The organism is Brevibacillus sp. LEMMJ03 (assembly GCF_007197875.1).
GTDB classification, from domain to species: Bacteria; Bacillota; Bacilli; order Brevibacillales; family Brevibacillaceae; genus Brevibacillus; species Brevibacillus thermoruber.
The window spans coordinates 147,833-165,416 of sequence record NZ_VKJN01000006.1 but is presented as its reverse complement, the minus strand read 5'-3'; the positions used below and the strand labels follow the sequence as shown (position 1 = coordinate 165,416).

At 63.1% G+C, this 17,584-nt stretch carries 11 protein-coding genes; 9 read left to right on the top strand and 2 right to left on the bottom strand.

Annotated elements, in window-relative coordinates:
* Positions 1-49 precede the first annotated feature (49 nt).
* The 9 genes from addB to FOI68_RS10130 all read left to right on the top strand — a co-directional run bounded on the left by addB (position 50) and on the right by FOI68_RS10130 (position 14,791).
* Positions 50-3,559 (top strand): helicase-exonuclease AddAB subunit AddB, encoded by a 3,510-nt coding sequence (gene addB / locus FOI68_RS10170; protein ID WP_143863052.1) that lies wholly within the window; start codon positions 50-52, stop codon positions 3,557-3,559.
* Positions 3,531-7,346: a helicase-exonuclease AddAB subunit AddA gene (gene addA, locus FOI68_RS10165; protein WP_143863050.1), complete on the top strand. Its 3,816-nt coding sequence runs from the start codon at positions 3,531-3,533 to the stop codon at positions 7,344-7,346. Before addB ends, addA begins: the two co-directional genes overlap by 29 nt.
* 397 nt (positions 7,347-7,743) lie before the next feature.
* A complete protein-coding gene (gene bcaP, locus FOI68_RS10160; protein WP_143863049.1) occupies positions 7,744-9,159 on the top strand; it encodes a branched-chain amino acid transporter BcaP in 1,416 nt (471 codons plus the stop codon).
* Between the two features lie 144 nt (positions 9,160-9,303).
* Positions 9,304-9,822 carry a ribonuclease FAU-1 family protein gene (locus FOI68_RS10155; RefSeq protein ID WP_029098244.1) on the top strand — a complete coding sequence of 173 codons (519 nt, stop codon included), beginning with the start codon at positions 9,304-9,306 and terminating at the stop codon, positions 9,820-9,822.
* Between the two features lie 203 nt (positions 9,823-10,025).
* Positions 10,026-10,766, top strand: coding sequence for a UMP kinase (gene pyrH / locus FOI68_RS10150; RefSeq protein WP_143863047.1), 741 nt, complete (start codon positions 10,026-10,028; stop codon positions 10,764-10,766).
* 222 nt (positions 10,767-10,988) lie between these two features.
* The gene (locus tag FOI68_RS10145; protein WP_143863046.1) at positions 10,989-12,179 is read left to right on the top strand and encodes an HlyD family secretion protein; all 1,191 of its coding nucleotides are present in this window, start codon (positions 10,989-10,991) and stop codon (positions 12,177-12,179) included.
* Positions 12,176-12,940: an ABC transporter ATP-binding protein gene (locus FOI68_RS10140; protein ID WP_035299425.1), complete on the top strand. Its 765-nt coding sequence runs from the start codon at positions 12,176-12,178 to the stop codon at positions 12,938-12,940. Before FOI68_RS10145 ends, FOI68_RS10140 begins: the two co-directional genes overlap by 4 nt.
* Positions 12,937-14,076: an ABC transporter permease gene (locus FOI68_RS10135; RefSeq protein WP_143863044.1), complete on the top strand. Its 1,140-nt coding sequence runs from the start codon at positions 12,937-12,939 to the stop codon at positions 14,074-14,076. Before FOI68_RS10140 ends, FOI68_RS10135 begins: the two co-directional genes overlap by 4 nt.
* A gap of 43 nt (positions 14,077-14,119) precedes the next feature.
* Entirely contained in the window at positions 14,120-14,791 is a 672-nt protein-coding gene (locus FOI68_RS10130) for a TetR/AcrR family transcriptional regulator (protein ID WP_143863043.1), read from the top strand.
* Between the two features lie 71 nt (positions 14,792-14,862).
* Here the strand turns inward: FOI68_RS10130 and FOI68_RS10125 are convergent, their stop codons facing one another.
* Both FOI68_RS10125 and FOI68_RS10120 read right to left on the bottom strand, forming a co-directional pair.
* Positions 14,863-16,302 carry a sigma-54-dependent transcriptional regulator gene (locus FOI68_RS10125; protein WP_143863042.1) on the bottom strand — a complete coding sequence of 480 codons (1,440 nt, stop codon included), beginning with the start codon at positions 16,300-16,302 and terminating at the stop codon, positions 14,863-14,865.
* Positions 16,274-17,584: a sensor histidine kinase gene (locus tag FOI68_RS10120; protein WP_029098251.1), complete on the bottom strand. Its 1,311-nt coding sequence runs from the start codon at positions 17,582-17,584 to the stop codon at positions 16,274-16,276. Before FOI68_RS10120 ends, FOI68_RS10125 begins: the two co-directional genes overlap by 29 nt.

Below are 17,584 nucleotides of genomic sequence, written 5' to 3'. Positions count from 1 at the left end.
TACGTCCGCCATGGCACGTTGCGAGGAAGAGCGAAGAGGAGGGAAACGGATGGCGGTCCAATTTGTCCTGGGCCGGGCGGGAACCGGAAAGACGCGGACGATTCTGGAGCGAATCGGCCGGCGCCTGCAGGAGGATCCGCTGGGCTCGCCGATGATTTTGCTGGTGCCGGAGCAGGCCAGTTTCCAGGCGGAGCAGACGCTGGCCACCCTGTCCGGGCTGGGCGGCGTGATCGGCACGCAGGTTCTCAGCTTTGGCCGGCTGGCCCACCGCCTGCAGCAGGAGCTGGGCGATCTGACGCTGATGCAGGTGGACGACCTGGGCAAGCACATGGTGCTGCGCCTGCTGCTGGAGCGGTACAAGGATCAGCTTCAGGTGTTTGGCCGCTCCGCCCTGCAGCCCGGATTTGCGGCGCAGTTGGGACGGCTGATCAGCGAGTGCAAATCGTACGGGGTAACCTTTGAACATACGGAAAACCTGGAGTGGGGGAGCGCCACGCTCAACCAGAAGATACACGACCTGCGCCTGATCATGGGCGCGTACGAGGCCTACCTGGCCGACGGGTACTGCGACGCCGACGACATTCTCAACCGCGTGGCGGCGAAGGTGGGCGAATCGGCCTACATCCGCCAGGCGGAGGTGTTCATCGACGGCTTCAGCGGGTTTACCAATCAGGAGCTGCGGCTGATCGAACAGTTGATGATCCATGCCAAGCGGGTGACAATCGCTCTCTGTCTCGATCCGGCCGAGCGGGACGCGTCCCTGGATGAACTGGGCCTGTTTCATCCCACGCTGCGGACGTACCGGGCGCTGGAGACGATGGCGCGAGAAGCGGGTGTCGCCGTGGAGAAGCCCGTCCTGCTGACGGAGCCTGTCCGCTTTGCACACAGTCCGTGGCTCAAGCAGCTCGAAGCCCGCTACTTTGAGTGGGGCGATCCGGGAGCGCCGCCCGCCCCTGCCCGCGCGGACGAAGTGGCGCTGCTCTCGGCCGCCAACCGGCGTGCCGAGGTGGAAGCGGTGGCGCTGCAAATCCTCGCGCTGGCCCGCGACGAAGGATACCGCTGGCGGGACATGGCCATCCTGCTCCGGGAGATCGGGACGTACGCGGATGAGGTGGCGACCGTCTTTACCGATTACGGCATCCCGTTCTTCCTGGACCAGAAGCGGACCGTCATGCACCACCCGCTGGTGGAACTGGTCCGCTCCGCCTTGGAGGTAATCGCCGGGAGGTGGCGGTACGAGGCGGTATTTCGCTGCTTCAAGACCGACCTGATCAGTCCGGATCCGGAAGCGGCGGAGGGGGCGGAAGCGGAAGAAGCGGTGCGGCGCCAGGTTGACGTTTTGGAAAACTACGTGCTGGCGCACGGTGTTTACGGCTCCCACTGGGCGCAGGAGGCCCCCTGGCGCTTCGGCGGACCGGCGGGGGCGGACGAAGACGCCGAGGCGGACGGCCTGCGGCGCCGCTACGCCGCTCCGCTGCTGCGGTTTGAGGCGGAACTGAAGCGGGCGGAAAAAGAGAACGTGCGGGAGATGACGGCGGCGTTGTACCGCTTTCTCGCTGCGCTGGACGTCCCGCAGAAGCTGGAGCGCTGGCAGCGGATGGCGGAAGCGGCGGGCGACCTGGAGGATGCCCAGGTGCACGGCCAGGTCTGGAACGGCTTGATGAACCTCTTGGACCAGGTGGTGGAGGTGATGGGCGACGAGCAGATGGAAATCGCCACGTATGCCCGCGTCCTCGACAGCGGCCTGGAGAGCATCGAGCTGGGGCTGGTTCCGCCGGCGCTGGATCAGGTGCTGGTCGGGTCGATGGAGCGCTCCCGCCAGCCGGACGTCAAGGCGCTGTTTCTGCTCGGCGTCAACGAGGGCGTCATCCCGCTCAAGCCGAAGGAAGAAGGCATCCTGGACGAAGCGGAGCGGGAGCGGCTGGCCGAGATGGGGGTGGAACTGGCGCCCAGCGCGAGACAGCGGCTGATGGCCGAGCCGTTCCTGCTGTATCAGGCGATGACGCGCCCCTCCCGGCGCCTGGCGCTGAGCTGCGCCCTGGCTGACGAGGAGGGCAAGGCGCTTCTGCCGTCGTCCGTCTTTTCGCGCGTGAAAGAGGTGCTTCCCGACGCGCCTCACCGCTTTTTCCACAACGAGCCGACCGGAGAGGCGGAGGCGGACGCCTTTCTGCTCGGCAGCCCGCGCCGATTGTTTCGCCATCTGCTGACGCTTTTGCGGGGAATGAAAAAGAGCGGCACCCTTCCGGTCTTTTGGTGGGAAGTGTACGACTGGTTTGTCCGCTGCTCTCCCGATGCGGCACGGGAAGGCTGGCTGCTTTCCGGCCTGCGCTACACCAACCGGGCGGCGCCGCTCGACAGAAAGACCAGCCGGGCGCTGTACGGCGAGCGGCTGAGAATGAGCGTCTCCCGCCTGGAACGCTTCCAGGCCTGTCCGTTTTCCCACTTTTCCTCGCACGGGCTGCGCCTGGGCGAGCGGCGGCTGTACAAACTGGAGCGGTTTGACGTGGGCGAGCTGTTCCACGCCTCGCTGAAGCGGGCCGTGGAAAAGATGAACGAAGAACACCTGGAGTGGGGACGGCTGACCGAGGCCGACAGCATGCAGCTCGCCAGCGCGGTGGTGGACGAGCTGGTGCCGGCCACGCGGAGCAGCATCCTGACCCGGACGGCCCGGTACCGCTACCTGTCCGGCAAACTGAAGCGGGCCGTGGGCCGGGCGATCTACGTGCTGGGGGAACACGCCAAGCGCAGCCGGTTTGCTCCGGTGGGGCTGGAGGTGGCGTTCGGCCCGGGCGGTGACCTGCCGGGGCTGGCGCTGAAACTGGCGAACGGGGCGGAAATGCTGCTCGTCGGACGCATCGACCGCGTGGACCAGTCGCTGGACGAAGAAGTGCCGTATCTCCGCGTCATCGACTACAAATCCGGCCCCAAGCAGCTCCAGCTCTCCGACGTGTGGAACGGGCTCAATCTGCAGCTCTTGGTCTACCTGGACGTGGTGGTGACCAACGCGGAGGCCTGGCTGGGGAAAAAGGCGGAACCGGCGGGGGTCTTTTACTACCAGGTGGCCGATCCGTTCGTCACCGCCAAGCGGCTGCTGACACCGGACGAGGCCGCCAGGGAGCGGGCGAAAAAGCTGCGCATGAAGGGGCTGATGCTGGCCGACCCGGAACTGGCGCGGATGATGGACGCCTACGTGGAGCAGGGGCCGTCCGAACTGCTGCCGTTTGAGCTGAAAAAGGACGGCAGCCTGTCGGCCCGTTCGTCCGTCGCCACCCCGGAGCAGTTTCAGGCGCTGCAGCAGTACGTGCGGGAGACGGTGGAAGCGATCGGGCAGCGCATGACCGACGGCGAAATCCAGATCGCCCCGTATGTCCAGGGGACCGTGACCGCATGCCAGTTCTGCGCGTACAAACCAGTCTGCCAGTTTGACGCGGAATCGGCCGGGGAGATGCGCCAACTGCCCAAATGGAACAACAAACAGGTGTGGAGCATGCTGGCCGGCCAACAGCAAACGGAAGAAGGAGGAAACGACGATGTCACAGCAGCAAGAGGCCAAGCCTGAGCAGTGGACGGAGGAGCAGTGGCGGGCGATTACGCGGCGCGGCCGCAATCTGCTGGTGGCGGCGGCGGCCGGTTCCGGGAAGACGTCTGTCCTGGTGGAGCGGATCATCCGGCGGATCATGGATGAAAGCGATCCGGTCGGGGTGGACCAACTGCTGGTGGTCACCTTTACCAACGCGGCCGCCGCAGAGATGCGGCACCGCATCGGCGACGCCCTGCGCAAGGCGCTGAAGGCGCAGCCCCACTCCGCCCACCTGCGGCGTCAACTGGCGCTGCTGCAGCGGGCGACGATCACCACGCTTCACTCCTTCTGTCTTTCGCTCCTGCGCCAGTATTACTACCTGGTGGAGCTGGACCCGGATTTCCGCATCGCTGACCAGATGGAAGCCGAACTGCTGCGCCAGGACGTGCTGGACGAGCAGATGGAGGCGTGGTACGAGCGGGACGCGGAGTTTCAGGCGCTGGCCGATCTGATCCTGGACGGCCAGGACGACACGCCGCTCGCGACGCTCCTGGTCAGGCTGTACGAGTTTTCCCGCAGCCATCCCGAGCCCAAGCGCTGGCTGGACGAGGCGGCCGGGATGTTTGAAGCGGCCGATCCCGGCGGATTGGACAGCTTGGCCTGGACCAAAAGCGTCCTGCAGTCACTGGCGTTGGAACTGCGGGCGTTGGAGGGCAAAATCCGGAGGGCGGCCGTCCTCGCCGCCGCACCGGACGGCCCCCAGGCCTACGTGCCGCTGCTGGAGGCGGAGGCGGACGCGCTCGCCCGGGCCGGCGCCGCCTGCCGTCAGGGATGGGAAGCGGCGGAGTCGGCGGTGCGCGCCGTATCGTTCGGGAGGCTGCCGTCGGTCAAGGAGGCGGCTCCCGAGGTCAAAGAGCAGGTGCAGGATCTGCGCAACGAGGTGAAAAAGGCGCTGGGCGAGCTGACGGAACAGTATTTTGCCATGCCGGCCGAGCGGTATCTGGAGGATGTGCGCCGGCTCGCTCCGCACATGCGGACGCTCGCCCGGCTCGTCTGCGAGTTTGAAGCGGCGTTTCAGCGGGAAAAGCGGGCCCGTTCGCTGGTCGATTTCAGCGACCTGGAACATCTCGCGCTGCAGGTGCTGACGGAGCGGACGGAGGACGGCCGGACGGTTCCTTCCGCGGTCTCCCGCCAACTGCGCGACCAGTTTGCCGAGGTGCTGGTGGACGAGTACCAGGACATCAATCTGGTGCAGGAGACGATCCTGCGGATGGTCTCCCGCGACGCCGAGACACACGGGGCGGCCAACCGGTTTATGGTAGGCGACGTGAAGCAGAGCATTTACCGCTTCCGGCTGGCCGAGCCGAAGCTGTTTCTCGACAAGTACCTGACGTATGCGACGGAGGCGGACGAAAACGGATCGGGCGGCGAAAGTCCCGGCGAACGGATCGACCTGGCCGCCAACTTCCGCAGCCGGCGGGAGGTGGTGGACGCGGTCAACTTCCTGTTCCGGCAGATTATGTCGCCGGGGGTGGGAGAGATTGACTACGACCGTTCCGCCGAACTCATCTGCCGGGCCGCCTACCCGGAATCGGAACCGGAGCGGCTGCGGCCGGAGGTTCATCTGATCGACCGGGCCGCCCCCGAAGATCCGGGGGATCAGGCCGAAGCAGAGGAGACGGGCCTGCCCCCTGCGGGTGAGGCGGCTGAAGAGGCGAGCACGGCCCAGTTGGAAGCGCGGCTGATCGCCAGGCGGATTCGCCGCTGGATGGAGCCGGGCGAGGGGGAGGCGCCGCTGTTGGTCTACGACAAAAAAGAGGGCGGGCTGCGCCCCCTGGCGTACCGGGACATCGTGATCCTGCTGCGGGCTGTCTCCGGCTGGGGCGAGGCGATGATGGAAGAGCTGCGGGCCGCCGGCATTCCCGTCTACGCGGAGCAGAGCGAGGGGTACTTTGACGCGACCGAAGTGGAAGTGATGCTCTCGCTTCTGCGCGTGATCGACAACCCGCTGCAGGATATTCCGCTGGCCGCCGTGCTGCGCTCTCCGCTCGTCGGGCTGCGCGAGGAGGAGCTGGCCCACATCCGCATCCGCTATCCGGCGGGGCCGTTTTATCAGGCGGTGCACCGCTACGTCGAAGAACAGCCGGCGACGTGCGGGTGGGAAGAAAAACTGCACCGCTTTTTTCGCCGCCTGAAGCGGTGGCGGACGCAGGCGCGGCGGGAACCGCTGGCCGAACTGATCGCCGCGCTCTACAGGGAGACCGGCTACCTGGACTACGTCGCCGCCCTGGAAAACGGCCAGCAGCGGCAGGCCAACCTGCGCGCGCTGTACGACCGCGCCCGGCAGTACGAAGCGGGCTCGTACCGGGGACTGTTCCGCTTTCTGCGCTTTGTCGACAGGCTGCGGGAGGCGGGCAGCGACATGGGCGAGGCCCGAACCATCGGCGAGAGCGAGGACGTCGTGCGAATCATGACGATCCACAAGAGCAAGGGACTGGAGTTTCCCGTCGTCTTTGTCGCCGGGATGGGCAAGATGTTTAACACCATGGATGTGAAAAGCCCGTTTCTCCTGCACAAGGACCTCGGCTTTGGTCCGATGGCGGTGGAGCCGGAGCTGCAGGTCCGCTACCCCAGCCTGGCGGCGCTGGGCATCCGGCAGCAGATGCGGCGGGAAATGCTGGCCGAAGAGATGCGGGTGCTGTACGTCGCCCTGACCCGGGCGCGGGAAAAGCTGGTGCTGGTGGGCACCGCCAAGGATTTGGGGAAAAGCGTAACCGCCTGGGGACGACAGGGAGACGGCGAACGGCTGCACGACGAAGACCTGATTCAGGCCAAGGGCTACCTCGACTGGGTGGGCCGCGCGCTGCTCAGGCACCCGCAGGCTTCGCCGCTCAGGGACTACCCGCGCGAGCGCGGCGGCGAACCGGTGTCGGTCCGCACGGTGCCGGACGATTCCTGCTGGTCGTTTCATTTTTACCTGGCGGATCGGCTGCAGGCGGAATCGGACGGTCAGGCGGAGGGCCAGTCCGTCTGGGAGCGGCTGACCCGGCGCGAACCGATCGCCGAGCGCCCGGCCGACGAAACGCTGCGCACGCTCATCGAACGCCGGCTGGGATGGAGCGATCCCCATTCGGCCGCGTCCCGGGTGGCCGCCAAGTGGACGGTCAGCGAACTGAAGCGGCGGGCCAAGACGGGCGGCGGCTTTCCCTATCTGCTGCCAGCGATTGCGGAGAAACCGCGCTTTCTCGCCGAGGACGCACGCCATCGCCTGACCAGCGCCGAACTGGGGACGGTAACCCACCTGGTCCTGCAGCAGCTCGACCTGGGCCGGCCGCTGGACGAGCAGGACATCCGGCAGCAGATCGCTTCGCTGGTGCTGCGCCGCTTTCTGACCGAGGAGCAGGCGGAGGCGGTAAACGCCCGCGACCTTGCCCGCTTTTTCGCTTCCCCGTTGGGAGCGCGCATGAAACAGGCGGCCAAGGTCCATCGCGAACTGCCCTTTACGATGGCGCTGCCCGCCCATGAGGTGGACCCGGAGATCGGCGAGGCGGGCGACGAGCACGTCATCGTCCAAGGGGTGATCGACTGCCTGCTGGAGGAGGCGGACGGCCGGTTGGTCCTGATCGATTTCAAGACGGACCGGATCGCCGCAGAGCCGTCCCCTGCGGTTATCGACGAGATGAAACGGCGGTATGAAGAGCAAATCCGCCTCTACGTCCGCGCCGTGGAGCAGATTCTCAAGACGCGCAAGGTGGCGGAGAGCTACCTGTATCTGCTGGCGGGCGGGGTTGCGGTGCCTGTCGAAACCGACGGCCGACATCAATAGAATCGAAAGAAAAGAGAACAATCCGGTTTCCAGAGGGAAGCCGGATTGTTTTGTTTGCCTAGAAACTATTTCCTGTATATACGTGCAGCATCGTCTGCAATCTATGAATAGGCGCCCGGAACGTTGCCGATTCAAGAGGGGGCAGCGCTGCGGGCAGACGAGAACACCGGTTGCGCAATAAACTGGATAATAAGGAAAAAATCGGTCTGTCAGCGACCGTTTTTTGTTTTTGGATAAAATATCTTTTAACGATAACAAAAATATAATCCTAATTACAATATTGTTCTGATAAATATGACAATGTATAATGAGAGGCGTTCCCGGTACGGCTCACCGGTTCTTTGGCGGCAGGCACACCATACGTGAATGAGAACACAAACATCGGGGGTTATACGAAATGGACATCTTGCGTCAATTCTTTCGCAAAAAATCGATCTCCCAGATGCTGGAGCAGACGGAAAGCAAGCACGGCTCGCTGCGCAAGGCACTGGGGGCATTTGATCTCACCATGCTGGGCATCGGGGCCATTATCGGCACCGGCGTCTTTGTACTGACGGGTGTGGCCGCCGCGAAATACGCCGGTCCCGCGTTGGTGCTCTCCTTTGTCCTGGCTGGATTGGCCTGCGTGTTTGCCGCGCTTTGTTATGCTGAGTTTGCCTCCACCGTGCCCGTTTCGGGAAGCGCATACACGTACAGCTATGCCGCTTTTGGCGAACTGGTCGCCTGGATTCTCGGATGGGATCTGATATTGGAGTACGGCGTAGCGTCCGCCGCCGTCGCGAGCGGCTGGTCCGGATACGCGCAGGGATTGCTGGCCGGTTTCGGCATTCATTTGCCCACCGCACTGACCAGCGCGTACGATCCGGCAAAGGGCACGATCATCGACCTGCCCGCCGTACTGATCACCGCCGTCATCACCGCCCTGCTCATGATGGGCACACGCGAGTCGGCGAAATTCAACAACGTGATGGTGTTTATCAAAGTGGTGGTCATCCTGCTGTTTTTGGCCGTGGGGATCGGTTACGTGAAGCCGGACAATTGGACGCCGTTCATGCCGTACGGCTTCGCGGGAGTGGCCACGGGAGCGGCGACGGTCTTTTTTGCCTTCATCGGCTTCGATGCCGTCTCCACCGCAGCAGAGGAGGTGCGGAATCCCCAGCGCAACATGCCGATCGGCATCATCACCTCCCTGCTGATCTGCACGGTTCTGTACATTGCGGTCTCGCTGGTGCTGACCGGCATCGTGCCGTTCGAGCTGTTGAACGTGAAGAACCCGGTTTCCTTTGCTTTGGAGTTCGTGCATCAGGATTGGGTGGCCGGCTTCATCTCCCTGGGCGCGATCACGGGAATTACCACCGTGCTGCTGGTGATGATGTACGGGCAAACCCGGCTGTTTTTTGCCATGAGCCGCGACGGTTTGCTGCCTGCCATCTTTTCCCGCGTCAATGAAAAGCGGCAGGTTCCCCGTCAAAGCACGTTGATCGTGGGCGGCCTCGTCGCCCTGTTCAGCGGTCTGTTGCCGCTGCACAAGCTGGCCGAACTGACCAACATCGGTACGCTGTTTGCCTTTATCGTCGTCTCTGCCGGCGTGCTGGTGCTGCGCAGGACCAATCCCGGCCTGCGGCGCGCGTTCCGCGTGCCGTTGGTGCCGCTGGTGCCGATCCTGGCGATCCTGTTTTGTAGCTACCTGATCTACAGTCTGCCTGGCGGGACCAAGATCGGTTTCCTGATCTGGCTGGTTGCCGGATCCGTGGTCTACCTGGCGTACGGCAGACGTCACAGCAAGCTGGCCCGAGACGCAAGCGAGTGTTAATACGGGAACAAACGTTGACGAGCAGGCATGCCGGAGCGGGCGGCCTGCTCGTTTTCTTGCGCGATCGGGGGTGCCGCTTCGGTTACAAAAACGGGAAATCGTGCTACAGTAAGTGGGAGGAGACGTGGAACAGGAGGATGTCCCATGAAGCGAAAACGGGCGGACCGCCCCGGCTGGCGGCGTGTGAAGAAGATGGGGTATACGGAGAAACGGGTGGAGTCGGAGGCCTTTACGGGCTACGCGGTACGGCTGACGCTGGATGAAGTGACGGAACCGGCGTTCATGACCGTTGACGGACGCGAGCTGCGGGTCGGCGACAACGGCTACTGCTACCTGCAGTACTTTCCCGACGGCGAAGCCTACGCCGTCACCAGAATGCTGGACGAACGGGGACACACGGTGCAGTGGTACATCGACATCTGCAGGGAACACGGCAGGGACGAGCGGGGGTTTTTGTACTACGACGATCTCTATCTCGACATTGTTGTGCTGCCGGATGGAGCGGTCTTCCTGCTGGACCAGGACGAACTGGACGAGGCGCTGGCCGAAGGAGCGATCAGCGCGGAGGACCACCGCTTCGCCTGCGAGACGGCGGACGACCTGCTGGCGAAAATCGCCGCCGGCCAGCGTAATGTGTTTGACTATCCCGATGTTTTTGCATAAAATATGGAAGGGTTTTGGAGCAACCTGTCAGAAGAGGGGGATGCAGGTAATGGTAACACATGCGTCTCGTTGCGTGTCCGCCTCTTTTTTGCCAAAAGGACGAAAGCCGCTGCCGCTTTCGTCCTTTTTTGACGGTTTTGACGGTTGCTCTGCCGAAGAAGATCTGTCCGCGCCAACGGGGACGGGAAAAGGAGGAGAAAACCATGCGGTACAAGCGGGTGCTGGTCAAACTGAGCGGCGGTGCCATCGCAGGAGAAAGCGGATTCGGATTCAGCCACGGGCAGTTGGAGTACATGGCGGACGAACTGCTCGCGTTGACGAAGCTGGGCGTGGAAGTGGCGGTCGTCATCGGGGGCGGCAATATTTTTCGCGGCAGCATGGCGGACGTCTGGGGCATCGACCGGGCCGAGGCGGACAGCATCGGCACGCTGGCGACGGTGATCAACAGCCTGATGCTGCGGGGCGTGCTCAAAGCCAAGACAGACCGGGAGATCCGGGTCATGACCGCCGTGCCGATCAACACGGTGGCCGAACCGTACATTCGCCTGCGCGCCGTTCACCATTTGGAAAAAGGGTATCTGGTGATCTTCGCCGCAGGCAACGGACAGCCCTACGTCACAACCGACTATCCGGCGGTACAGCGGGCGCTGGAAGTGGGCGCCGATGCCCTGCTGGTGGCAAAACACGGCGTGGACGGCGTGTTTACGGGCGATCCGCGCCAGGACCCCTCCGCCCGCCGCTTCGCCTCGATTTCCTTCGATGAGGTCGTCAGACGGAATCTGCGGGTCATGGACCAATCGGCGATGATTTTGGCCCGCGATCAGCGGCTGCCCCTGCACGTTTTCAACTTCGACACCCCCGGCGCGATGACGCGGATCTGTCAGGGCGAACAGGTAGGGACGTACGTGGGGCGGGAGGTCGAGTGCCGGCTGGAGGACGGCTGAACAGGCGGTGTGCGGCTCTCCTCCGAACGGGGGGATTTTTTTCGAGCGTCTTTACATGGGGCCGGGAGCAGGCATATAATGTGAACGAAGAAAGTGAAAGTGAGTAATCACTCACTCATTCGCATCATCAGAGTGGATTACGCATCCACCAGGCACCGGATAGTATTTTTGGCAGCAATAATGAGTGAGTACTCACATCAATCATTTAGTCGAGGTGGTCTTATGTATCGTCGTTTCCTGTTGATCTGTCTGGCCGGATCGCTCGCGGCGCTGCCGGGGTGCACCTGGTTTCAGCCGCGCGAATGGCCGCTCTCCGGCACGATTGAAGCGGTGGAACTGCCCGTCGTCGCCGAAGTGGGGGGATTGGTGACGGCCGTCAAGGTGGACGACGGCGCCGTCGTGAAAAAGGGGCAGGTGCTGGCGGAGATCGACAAGCGCAGCTATCAGGCAGGCGTGCGCGAAGCGGAGGCGGCGCTGGCCCAGGCCCAGGCGCGGCTGGAAGAAGCCCAGGCGGGCAGCCGCGACTCGACCATCCGCAGAGGCATCGCCGCCGTAGACCAGGCGGACGCCGCCATCCGGCTGGCGGAGGCGCGCCGAAAGCAGGCAGAAGCCGGACTGGACCGGGCCAAAGAACAGATGGACCAGGTCGCTTCGCAGCTGGAAGGGGCGAAGCGGACGCTCGCCTACCAGGAGAACCGCTTGCGGGAAGCGGCCCAGTTGTACGAGCGGGGAGCCATTGCGAAACAGGAGTACGAAGCGAAGCAGGAGGAGGTCAATCAGGCCCGGACACAGGTAAACCAGTTGGCCGCTCAACTGGAGGCGGCCCGGTCCCAGTACGCCGCCGCCCGGGAAGACGTCGCCGCCGCCCTCGCCCAGACCGGCACGGCGCAGGCGCAGCGGGCGGGTGCGCAGGCCGAGCTTGACCAATTGAAAGAGGGGAGCACCGATTACGCGATTCGCGCCCTGCTGGCAGCCAAGGAGCAGGCCCAGGCGCGGCTGGAGCTGGCCCGGCTGCAGTTGGAGAAGGCGGTGATCACCGCGCCGGAGGACGGCGTCGTGCTGCGTTCCTCCGTGACCCAAGGGGAAGTGGCAAAACCGGGAGCGACGCTGTTTACGATGAGGAAGGCCGACCATCTGGAGCTGAAGGTGTACATCCCGGAAGCGGAGCTGGGCCGCGTGCGTCCGGGCGAAACGGTGGGCATACAGGTGGACGCCTATCCGGGCGAGACGTTTCGCGGCGTGATCAGCGCAGTTGCCGACAAGGCGGAGTTTACCCCGAAAAACGTGCAGACCCCGGATGAGCGGACCAAGCTGGTGTTTGCCGTGACGATCCGCATCAGCGAAGGGCTCGACAAGCTGAAACCGGGCATGCCCGCCGATGTGCTGCTGCCCGGCAAGGAGGGGGCGCAATGAACTACGCCATCCAATGCGAGCAGTTGACCAAGCGCTTTCAGGACCGCGTCGCCGTCAACAGCCTGACGCTGTCCGTTCCCACCGGCTCCATCTACGGCTTTCTCGGCCCCAACGGCTCGGGCAAGTCGACCACGATCCGGATGCTCTGCGGCCTGTTGAGCCCCACGTCCGGACGGGGAACGGTGCTCGGCTACGACGTGATGACGCAGAGCGAGGAGATCAAGCAGCGCATCGGCTACATGTCGCAAAAGTTCAGCCTGTACGAAGATCTCACGGTGGAGGAAAACCTCGACTTCTACGCCGGGGTGTACCGTCTGGGCAGAGAGGAGCGCAGGCGGCGCAAAGCGGAGCTGATTGAAATGGCCGGGCTGACCGGGCGGGAGCGGCAGTTGGCCGGCTCCCTCTCCGGAGGCTGGAAGCAGCGGCTGGCCCTGTCCTGCGCCCTGCTGCACCAGCCGGAGCTGCTGATTCTGGACGAACCGACCGCGGGCGTCGATCCGGTCTCCCGCCGCATCTTCTGGGAGGTGATCCACGACCTGGCGAAGCAGGGGATGACCGTGCTGGTCACCACCCACTACATGGACGAAGCGCAGACCTGCGACTGGATCGGCTTCATTTTCTTCGGCAACCTGCTGGCCCAGGGAACCCCGCAGGAGCTGATCGAACGGATGGGCGCAAACAACCTGGAGGACGTCTTTGTCACCCTGGTCAAGGAGGAGGAAGCCCGGCAGGCCGCGGGCAGAGGGGAGGAACGTCGATGAAGCGGTTTTCCTGGGCGCGGTACTGGTCGGTGGTGAAAAAGGAAGTGATCCAGATCAAGCGGGATCGGCCCAGCCTCGCCATCGCGCTGGCGATGCCGCTGATGATGCTGTTTTTGTTCGGCTATGCCGTCAATACGGACGTCAACGACATCAAGACGGTCGTGTGGGATCAAAGCCCCTCGCCCTACAGCCGGGAACTGGCGGCCAACTTTGAAAACACGCGGGTGTTTCAGGTGGTCGCCCACGTCGGCGGGTATGCGCAGATCGAAGCGATGCTGGACGACGGCAGCGCGGACGTGGCCTTGGTCATCCCGCCCGACTACGCCCGCAAGCGCGACCGCGGCGAACCGGCAGGGGTGCAGATGCTGATCGACGGCTCCGATCCCAACATCGCCCGGACCGCCTTGTCCAACGCGCAGTTGATCGTGCAGAACCGGGCCATCACCCTGGTGCAGGAGCGGATGGAAAAAGAGGGGATGGGCCGCTTCGAACCGAGCGTGGAGCTGGACACGCGCGTGCTGTTCAATCCCAACATGGAGAGTATCGTGTTCAACATTCCCGGCCTGATCGGCCTGATCATGCAGAACGTGACGATGATCCTGACCGCGTTTTCGCTGTTGCGGGAAAAAGAGCGGGGAACGATGGAGCAGTTGATCGTCACCCCGATCCGGCCGCTGGAGCTTTTGCTCGGCAAAATCACGCCCTACGTCTGCATCGGCTTCTTCTCCTTCTGTCTCGTCCTGCTTTTGGGAAGCTGGTGGTTCGGCGTTCCGGTGAAAGGCAGCGTGCCGCTCCTGATCGCCCTGTCGGTGCTGTTTTTGGTCACCACGCTGACGCTCGGCATTTTCATCTCCACGGTGGCCCGTACCCAACTGCAGGCGATGCAGATCGCGTTTGCCTTCATACTGCCCAGCGTGCTGCTGTCCGGGTTCATGTTCCCGCGCGAAACGATGCCGCTCGTGATACAATGGTTAGGCGGGATTGTCCCCTTGACGTATTTTTTGGAAATCCTCAGGGGCATCTTTTTAAAAGGGGTGGACCTGTCCGCCCTGTGGCGGGACGCGCTGGGAATGGCAGCGTTTTTCCTGCTGATCCTGGCGGTCGCCATGCTGCGGTTCCGCAAGAAGATCGAGTGACACGGCGCATGTGAAGCTCGGATGGAGGAGCGTTTGCGAGGATATGAGCCGATCATTGTTTGAAGAAAGCCTGATGCAGTTTGTCGAGGAATTGAAAGACGAGAGCGAAATGACGGAGAAGCAGCGCCGCATCCTGCAGGCGTCGCTCAAGCTGTTTGCCGCCAAAGGGTTTCACGCCAGCTCGACGGCCGAAATCGCCAAGGAGGCGGGGGTGGCGGAGGGTACGATCTTCCGCCACTACAAGTCCAAAAAAGACCTCCTGCTGGCCGTGGTGGCCCCGGTGCTGGTCAAGTTTGCCGCCCCGTTCATTTTGAAGGACGTGCGGGTCATTTTTCAGGAGCAGGCGAAAAAGCCGCTGGCCGAGGTGCTCACCGAGCTGTACCGGAACCGGCTGGAATTGATTGGGGCCAATGAAAAGCACGTCCGGATTCTCCTGCAGGAGGCGTTTTTCCACGAGGAAATCCGCGAAGCGATGCTCTCCACGGTATTTCAGGAGGTGAAGCGGCTGGCGGCGAAACTGATCGAGGAGCGCAAGGAAGCAGGCGAACTGCGCCCGCTGCCGACGGAGGCGGTGTTTCGCATGGTGCTTTCTTCGCTGGTCGGGCTGATTCTGTTCAAGCACGTGACGGAGCCGGAGGAATACGCCAAGCGCTCCGACGAGGAACAGATCGCCCTCACCGTGGACATGCTCCTGTACGGCATCGCCAACCGCTAGACGGACCGGCACGCGGGAGGACGATGTCCTCGGGGGAGGCCTCTCTTTGCGGGAGGCGGCGAAGCGCAGCGCTAGTCCTTTTCGTTCAGGATGTAGCGAAGCGTTCGTTTGGAGATGCCCAGCTTCCTGCTTAACAGCTCCCGGTCTCCGTTGGTTTCGGCCAGCCCTTTTGCAATCACCTGGCGGCCTACTTCCGTCTCCAGCCTCCTGATTCTGCCCAGCAATTGGGCAAAGTCAATGTCGTCCACCGAGCCGATTCGCCCGACGACATTCTGTACAAAACGGACCGCTTCCTGTTCGATGGCATGTTGAACGGCAGGCGGTCCGGCCGTTTTTTCCCGGGGGCCGCCCGCGCCGTACACGATCGGCTGCGGCAGGTGTTCCGGCTTCAGGACGGCGCAGTCGTGGATGGCGACCGCCTGGTTGACCACGTTGATGAGCTGGCGGACGTTGCCCGGCCATTCATAGTGCTGCAGGAGCGTCATCGCCTCCGGATCGACCCGGCAGGCGCCGCCAAACTTCTTTTCCAGGAAGGCGTGCACAATCGCCGGAATGTCGTTCGGCCTCTCGCGCAGGGGGGGAATGGTCAGCTTCACTCCTTCCAGGCGGTACAGCAGGTCGGCGCGAAACCGGGACGATGCCGCCTCCCGTTCCAGGTTCCGGTTGGTGGCGGCGATAAACCGGACGTTGCTCTTCAGCGTCTGCTCGCCGCCCACCCGCATGTACTCGCCCGTCTCGATAACCCGCAGCAGCTTCACCTGGATGAGCGGGGGCGCTTCCCCGATCTCGTCGAGAAACAGCGTCCCGTTGTTCGCCAGTTCGAAGATGCCTTTGCGCTCTTTGACCGCACCGGTGAACGCCCCTTTTTCATGGCCGAACAGTTCGCTTTCCAAGAGAGACTCCGGGATCGCGCCGCAGTTGATCCCGACGAACGGATGCTGCGAACGGGCGCTGACCCCGTGCAGAAAGCGGGCCATCAGCTCCTTGCCGGTGCCCGTTTCGCCCTCGATCAGCACGTTGATCGCCTTTTTCGCCAGCTTGTCCGCGACGGACAGGACTTTGGCCATCGGGCTGCCGGCCGCATAGATGATGCCGAAGCGGGCAGCCGTCTCGGCCAGTTCGTCGGGAAGGCCGCCGGGCTCGTCCCAGACGGAGAAGATCACCTGTTCCAGGCTGTCCAGATCGTCAAACGGCTTTTCCAAATAGTCCCGCGCTCCCGATTGGATGGCGGTCACCGCCGACTTGATCGTGCTGTAGCCGGTCATGATGATGACCTCGCAGGCGGGCTGTCGCGCCTTGATGGCGGAGAGCAGCTCCAATCCGTTGGCGTCGGGCAGCTTCAAATCGATCAGCGCCAGGTGAAACGGGAAGGAATCACCGGCCAGCAGATGCCGGACCGCTTTTCCCGAGTGGGCGACAGTCACGTCGCACTGCTTGGCTTTGAGAAAATAGGAGAAAAAGGACGTAACCTCCACTTCGTCGTCAACGACAAGCACCTGTTTGGGATTCATCGGCACTCTCCTCGCTTGTGTAAATGGGCAGCAAGAGCGTAAACGTGCTGTACTCCCCCCGCACGCTCTCCGCGGTCAGCGTTCCGCCGTGCGACTCGGCGATCCCCAGACTGACGGACAGGCCCAGTCCGGTTCCCTTTGTTTGTTCCTTGGTCGTAAAGAAGGGATGGAAGATCTGCGGCAGATGCTCCGCTTCAATGCCGGCGCCGTTGTCGCGGACGGACATGCCGACGTAGACGCCGTCGTCCGTTTCCTGGCGAAAGGTTTCGATGACGATCTCGGGGGTGGATACGCCGTGCAGCGCGTCGCGGGCGTTCAACAGCAAATTGATGATGATCTGCTCGATCTGGTGCCGGCTTCCCCGGACCGCCAGCGGCTCCTCCGCCAGCCGCTTCGTGATGGAGATGCCCGACACGGTGAGCTGGTAGCCGATCAGGCCGAGCACGACGTCGACCAGGTCGTTGATGAAAAGACGCTCAAACTGGTACTCCTCCTGCCGGGAAAAGGTCAGCAGGTTTTGAATGATCTTCTTGCAGCGGACGCTGCACTGGAACACGTCCTGCAGCATCTGCCGCTGCGGCTCGGTGTGCGTCTCCCTCAGCAAAAGCTGGACGTTCCCCAAAATGGCGGTAAGCGGACTGTTCAGTTCGTGCGCCACCCCGGCGGCCATTTCGCCGATGGCGGCCAGCTTGGCTGATTGGATCAGCCGGGCTTCGATCTGTACTTTCTCGCTCACGTCTTTAAACAGGAGGATGTTTTCCACGGACACCCCGACGTGTTCGGCAATTTGCTGAAAGAGGAGGAGGTGCTCTCCGTCGTCCAGCGGCTGTTCCCGATGGAGCAGGGTGATAAAGCCGAATGTTTTGTTCAGCCGGCTTTGCAGCGCGACGGAGGTGACGTGACAGCCGGGGTGTTCGGTCTGAAACAGGCGGTCCAGCTCGCTCGTGGAGACGGACTCTCCCCGTTTCAACGGTTGGGTCAGGGTGCGAAACCGCCAATCCGCCCCGTTTCGTTCCGCGAGATAGGCGGAGAGGGCCGTTCCCTCGACAAGCGTGAGCGCGAACAGGTCAAACGGGATCAGCCGGGACAACTGCTCCGCGAGATAGGCGCTGACTTCGCTCCAGTCCGCATCGATCTTGATTTTCGTCAAGCGGTTGATGACTTCCAACTGACTGTTCTTTTTCTTCATTTCGTCCACGACGAGGTTCAGTTCGTGGTAGTAGCTTTTTCGCGAGGATTGGATGCCGGTCAATTTCTCCAGGATTTCTTGTTTGTGATGCAT

What these genes read in the sequence shown, in the direction of transcription:
- addB (WP_143863052.1), top strand. Translation starts at nt 50, where the DNA reads ATGGCGGTCCAATTTGTCCTGGGCCGGGCGGGAACCGGAAAGACGCGG.
- addA (WP_143863050.1), top strand. Translation starts at nt 3,531, where the DNA reads ATGTCACAGCAGCAAGAGGCCAAGCCTGAGCAGTGGACGGAGGAGCAG.
- bcaP (WP_143863049.1), top strand. Translation starts at nt 7,744, where the DNA reads ATGGACATCTTGCGTCAATTCTTTCGCAAAAAATCGATCTCCCAGATG.
- FOI68_RS10155 (WP_029098244.1), top strand. Translation starts at nt 9,304, where the DNA reads ATGAAGCGAAAACGGGCGGACCGCCCCGGCTGGCGGCGTGTGAAGAAG.
- pyrH (WP_143863047.1), top strand. Translation starts at nt 10,026, where the DNA reads ATGCGGTACAAGCGGGTGCTGGTCAAACTGAGCGGCGGTGCCATCGCA.
- FOI68_RS10145 (WP_143863046.1), top strand. Translation starts at nt 10,989, where the DNA reads ATGTATCGTCGTTTCCTGTTGATCTGTCTGGCCGGATCGCTCGCGGCG.
- FOI68_RS10140 (WP_035299425.1), top strand. Translation starts at nt 12,176, where the DNA reads ATGAACTACGCCATCCAATGCGAGCAGTTGACCAAGCGCTTTCAGGAC.
- FOI68_RS10135 (WP_143863044.1), top strand. Translation starts at nt 12,937, where the DNA reads ATGAAGCGGTTTTCCTGGGCGCGGTACTGGTCGGTGGTGAAAAAGGAA.
- FOI68_RS10130 (WP_143863043.1), top strand. Translation starts at nt 14,120, where the DNA reads ATGAGCCGATCATTGTTTGAAGAAAGCCTGATGCAGTTTGTCGAGGAA.
- FOI68_RS10125 (WP_143863042.1), bottom strand. Translation starts at nt 16,302, where the DNA reads ATGAATCCCAAACAGGTGCTTGTCGTTGACGACGAAGTGGAGGTTACG.
- FOI68_RS10120 (WP_029098251.1), bottom strand. Translation starts at nt 17,584, where the DNA reads ATGCATCACAAACAAGAAATCCTGGAGAAATTGACCGGCATCCAATCC.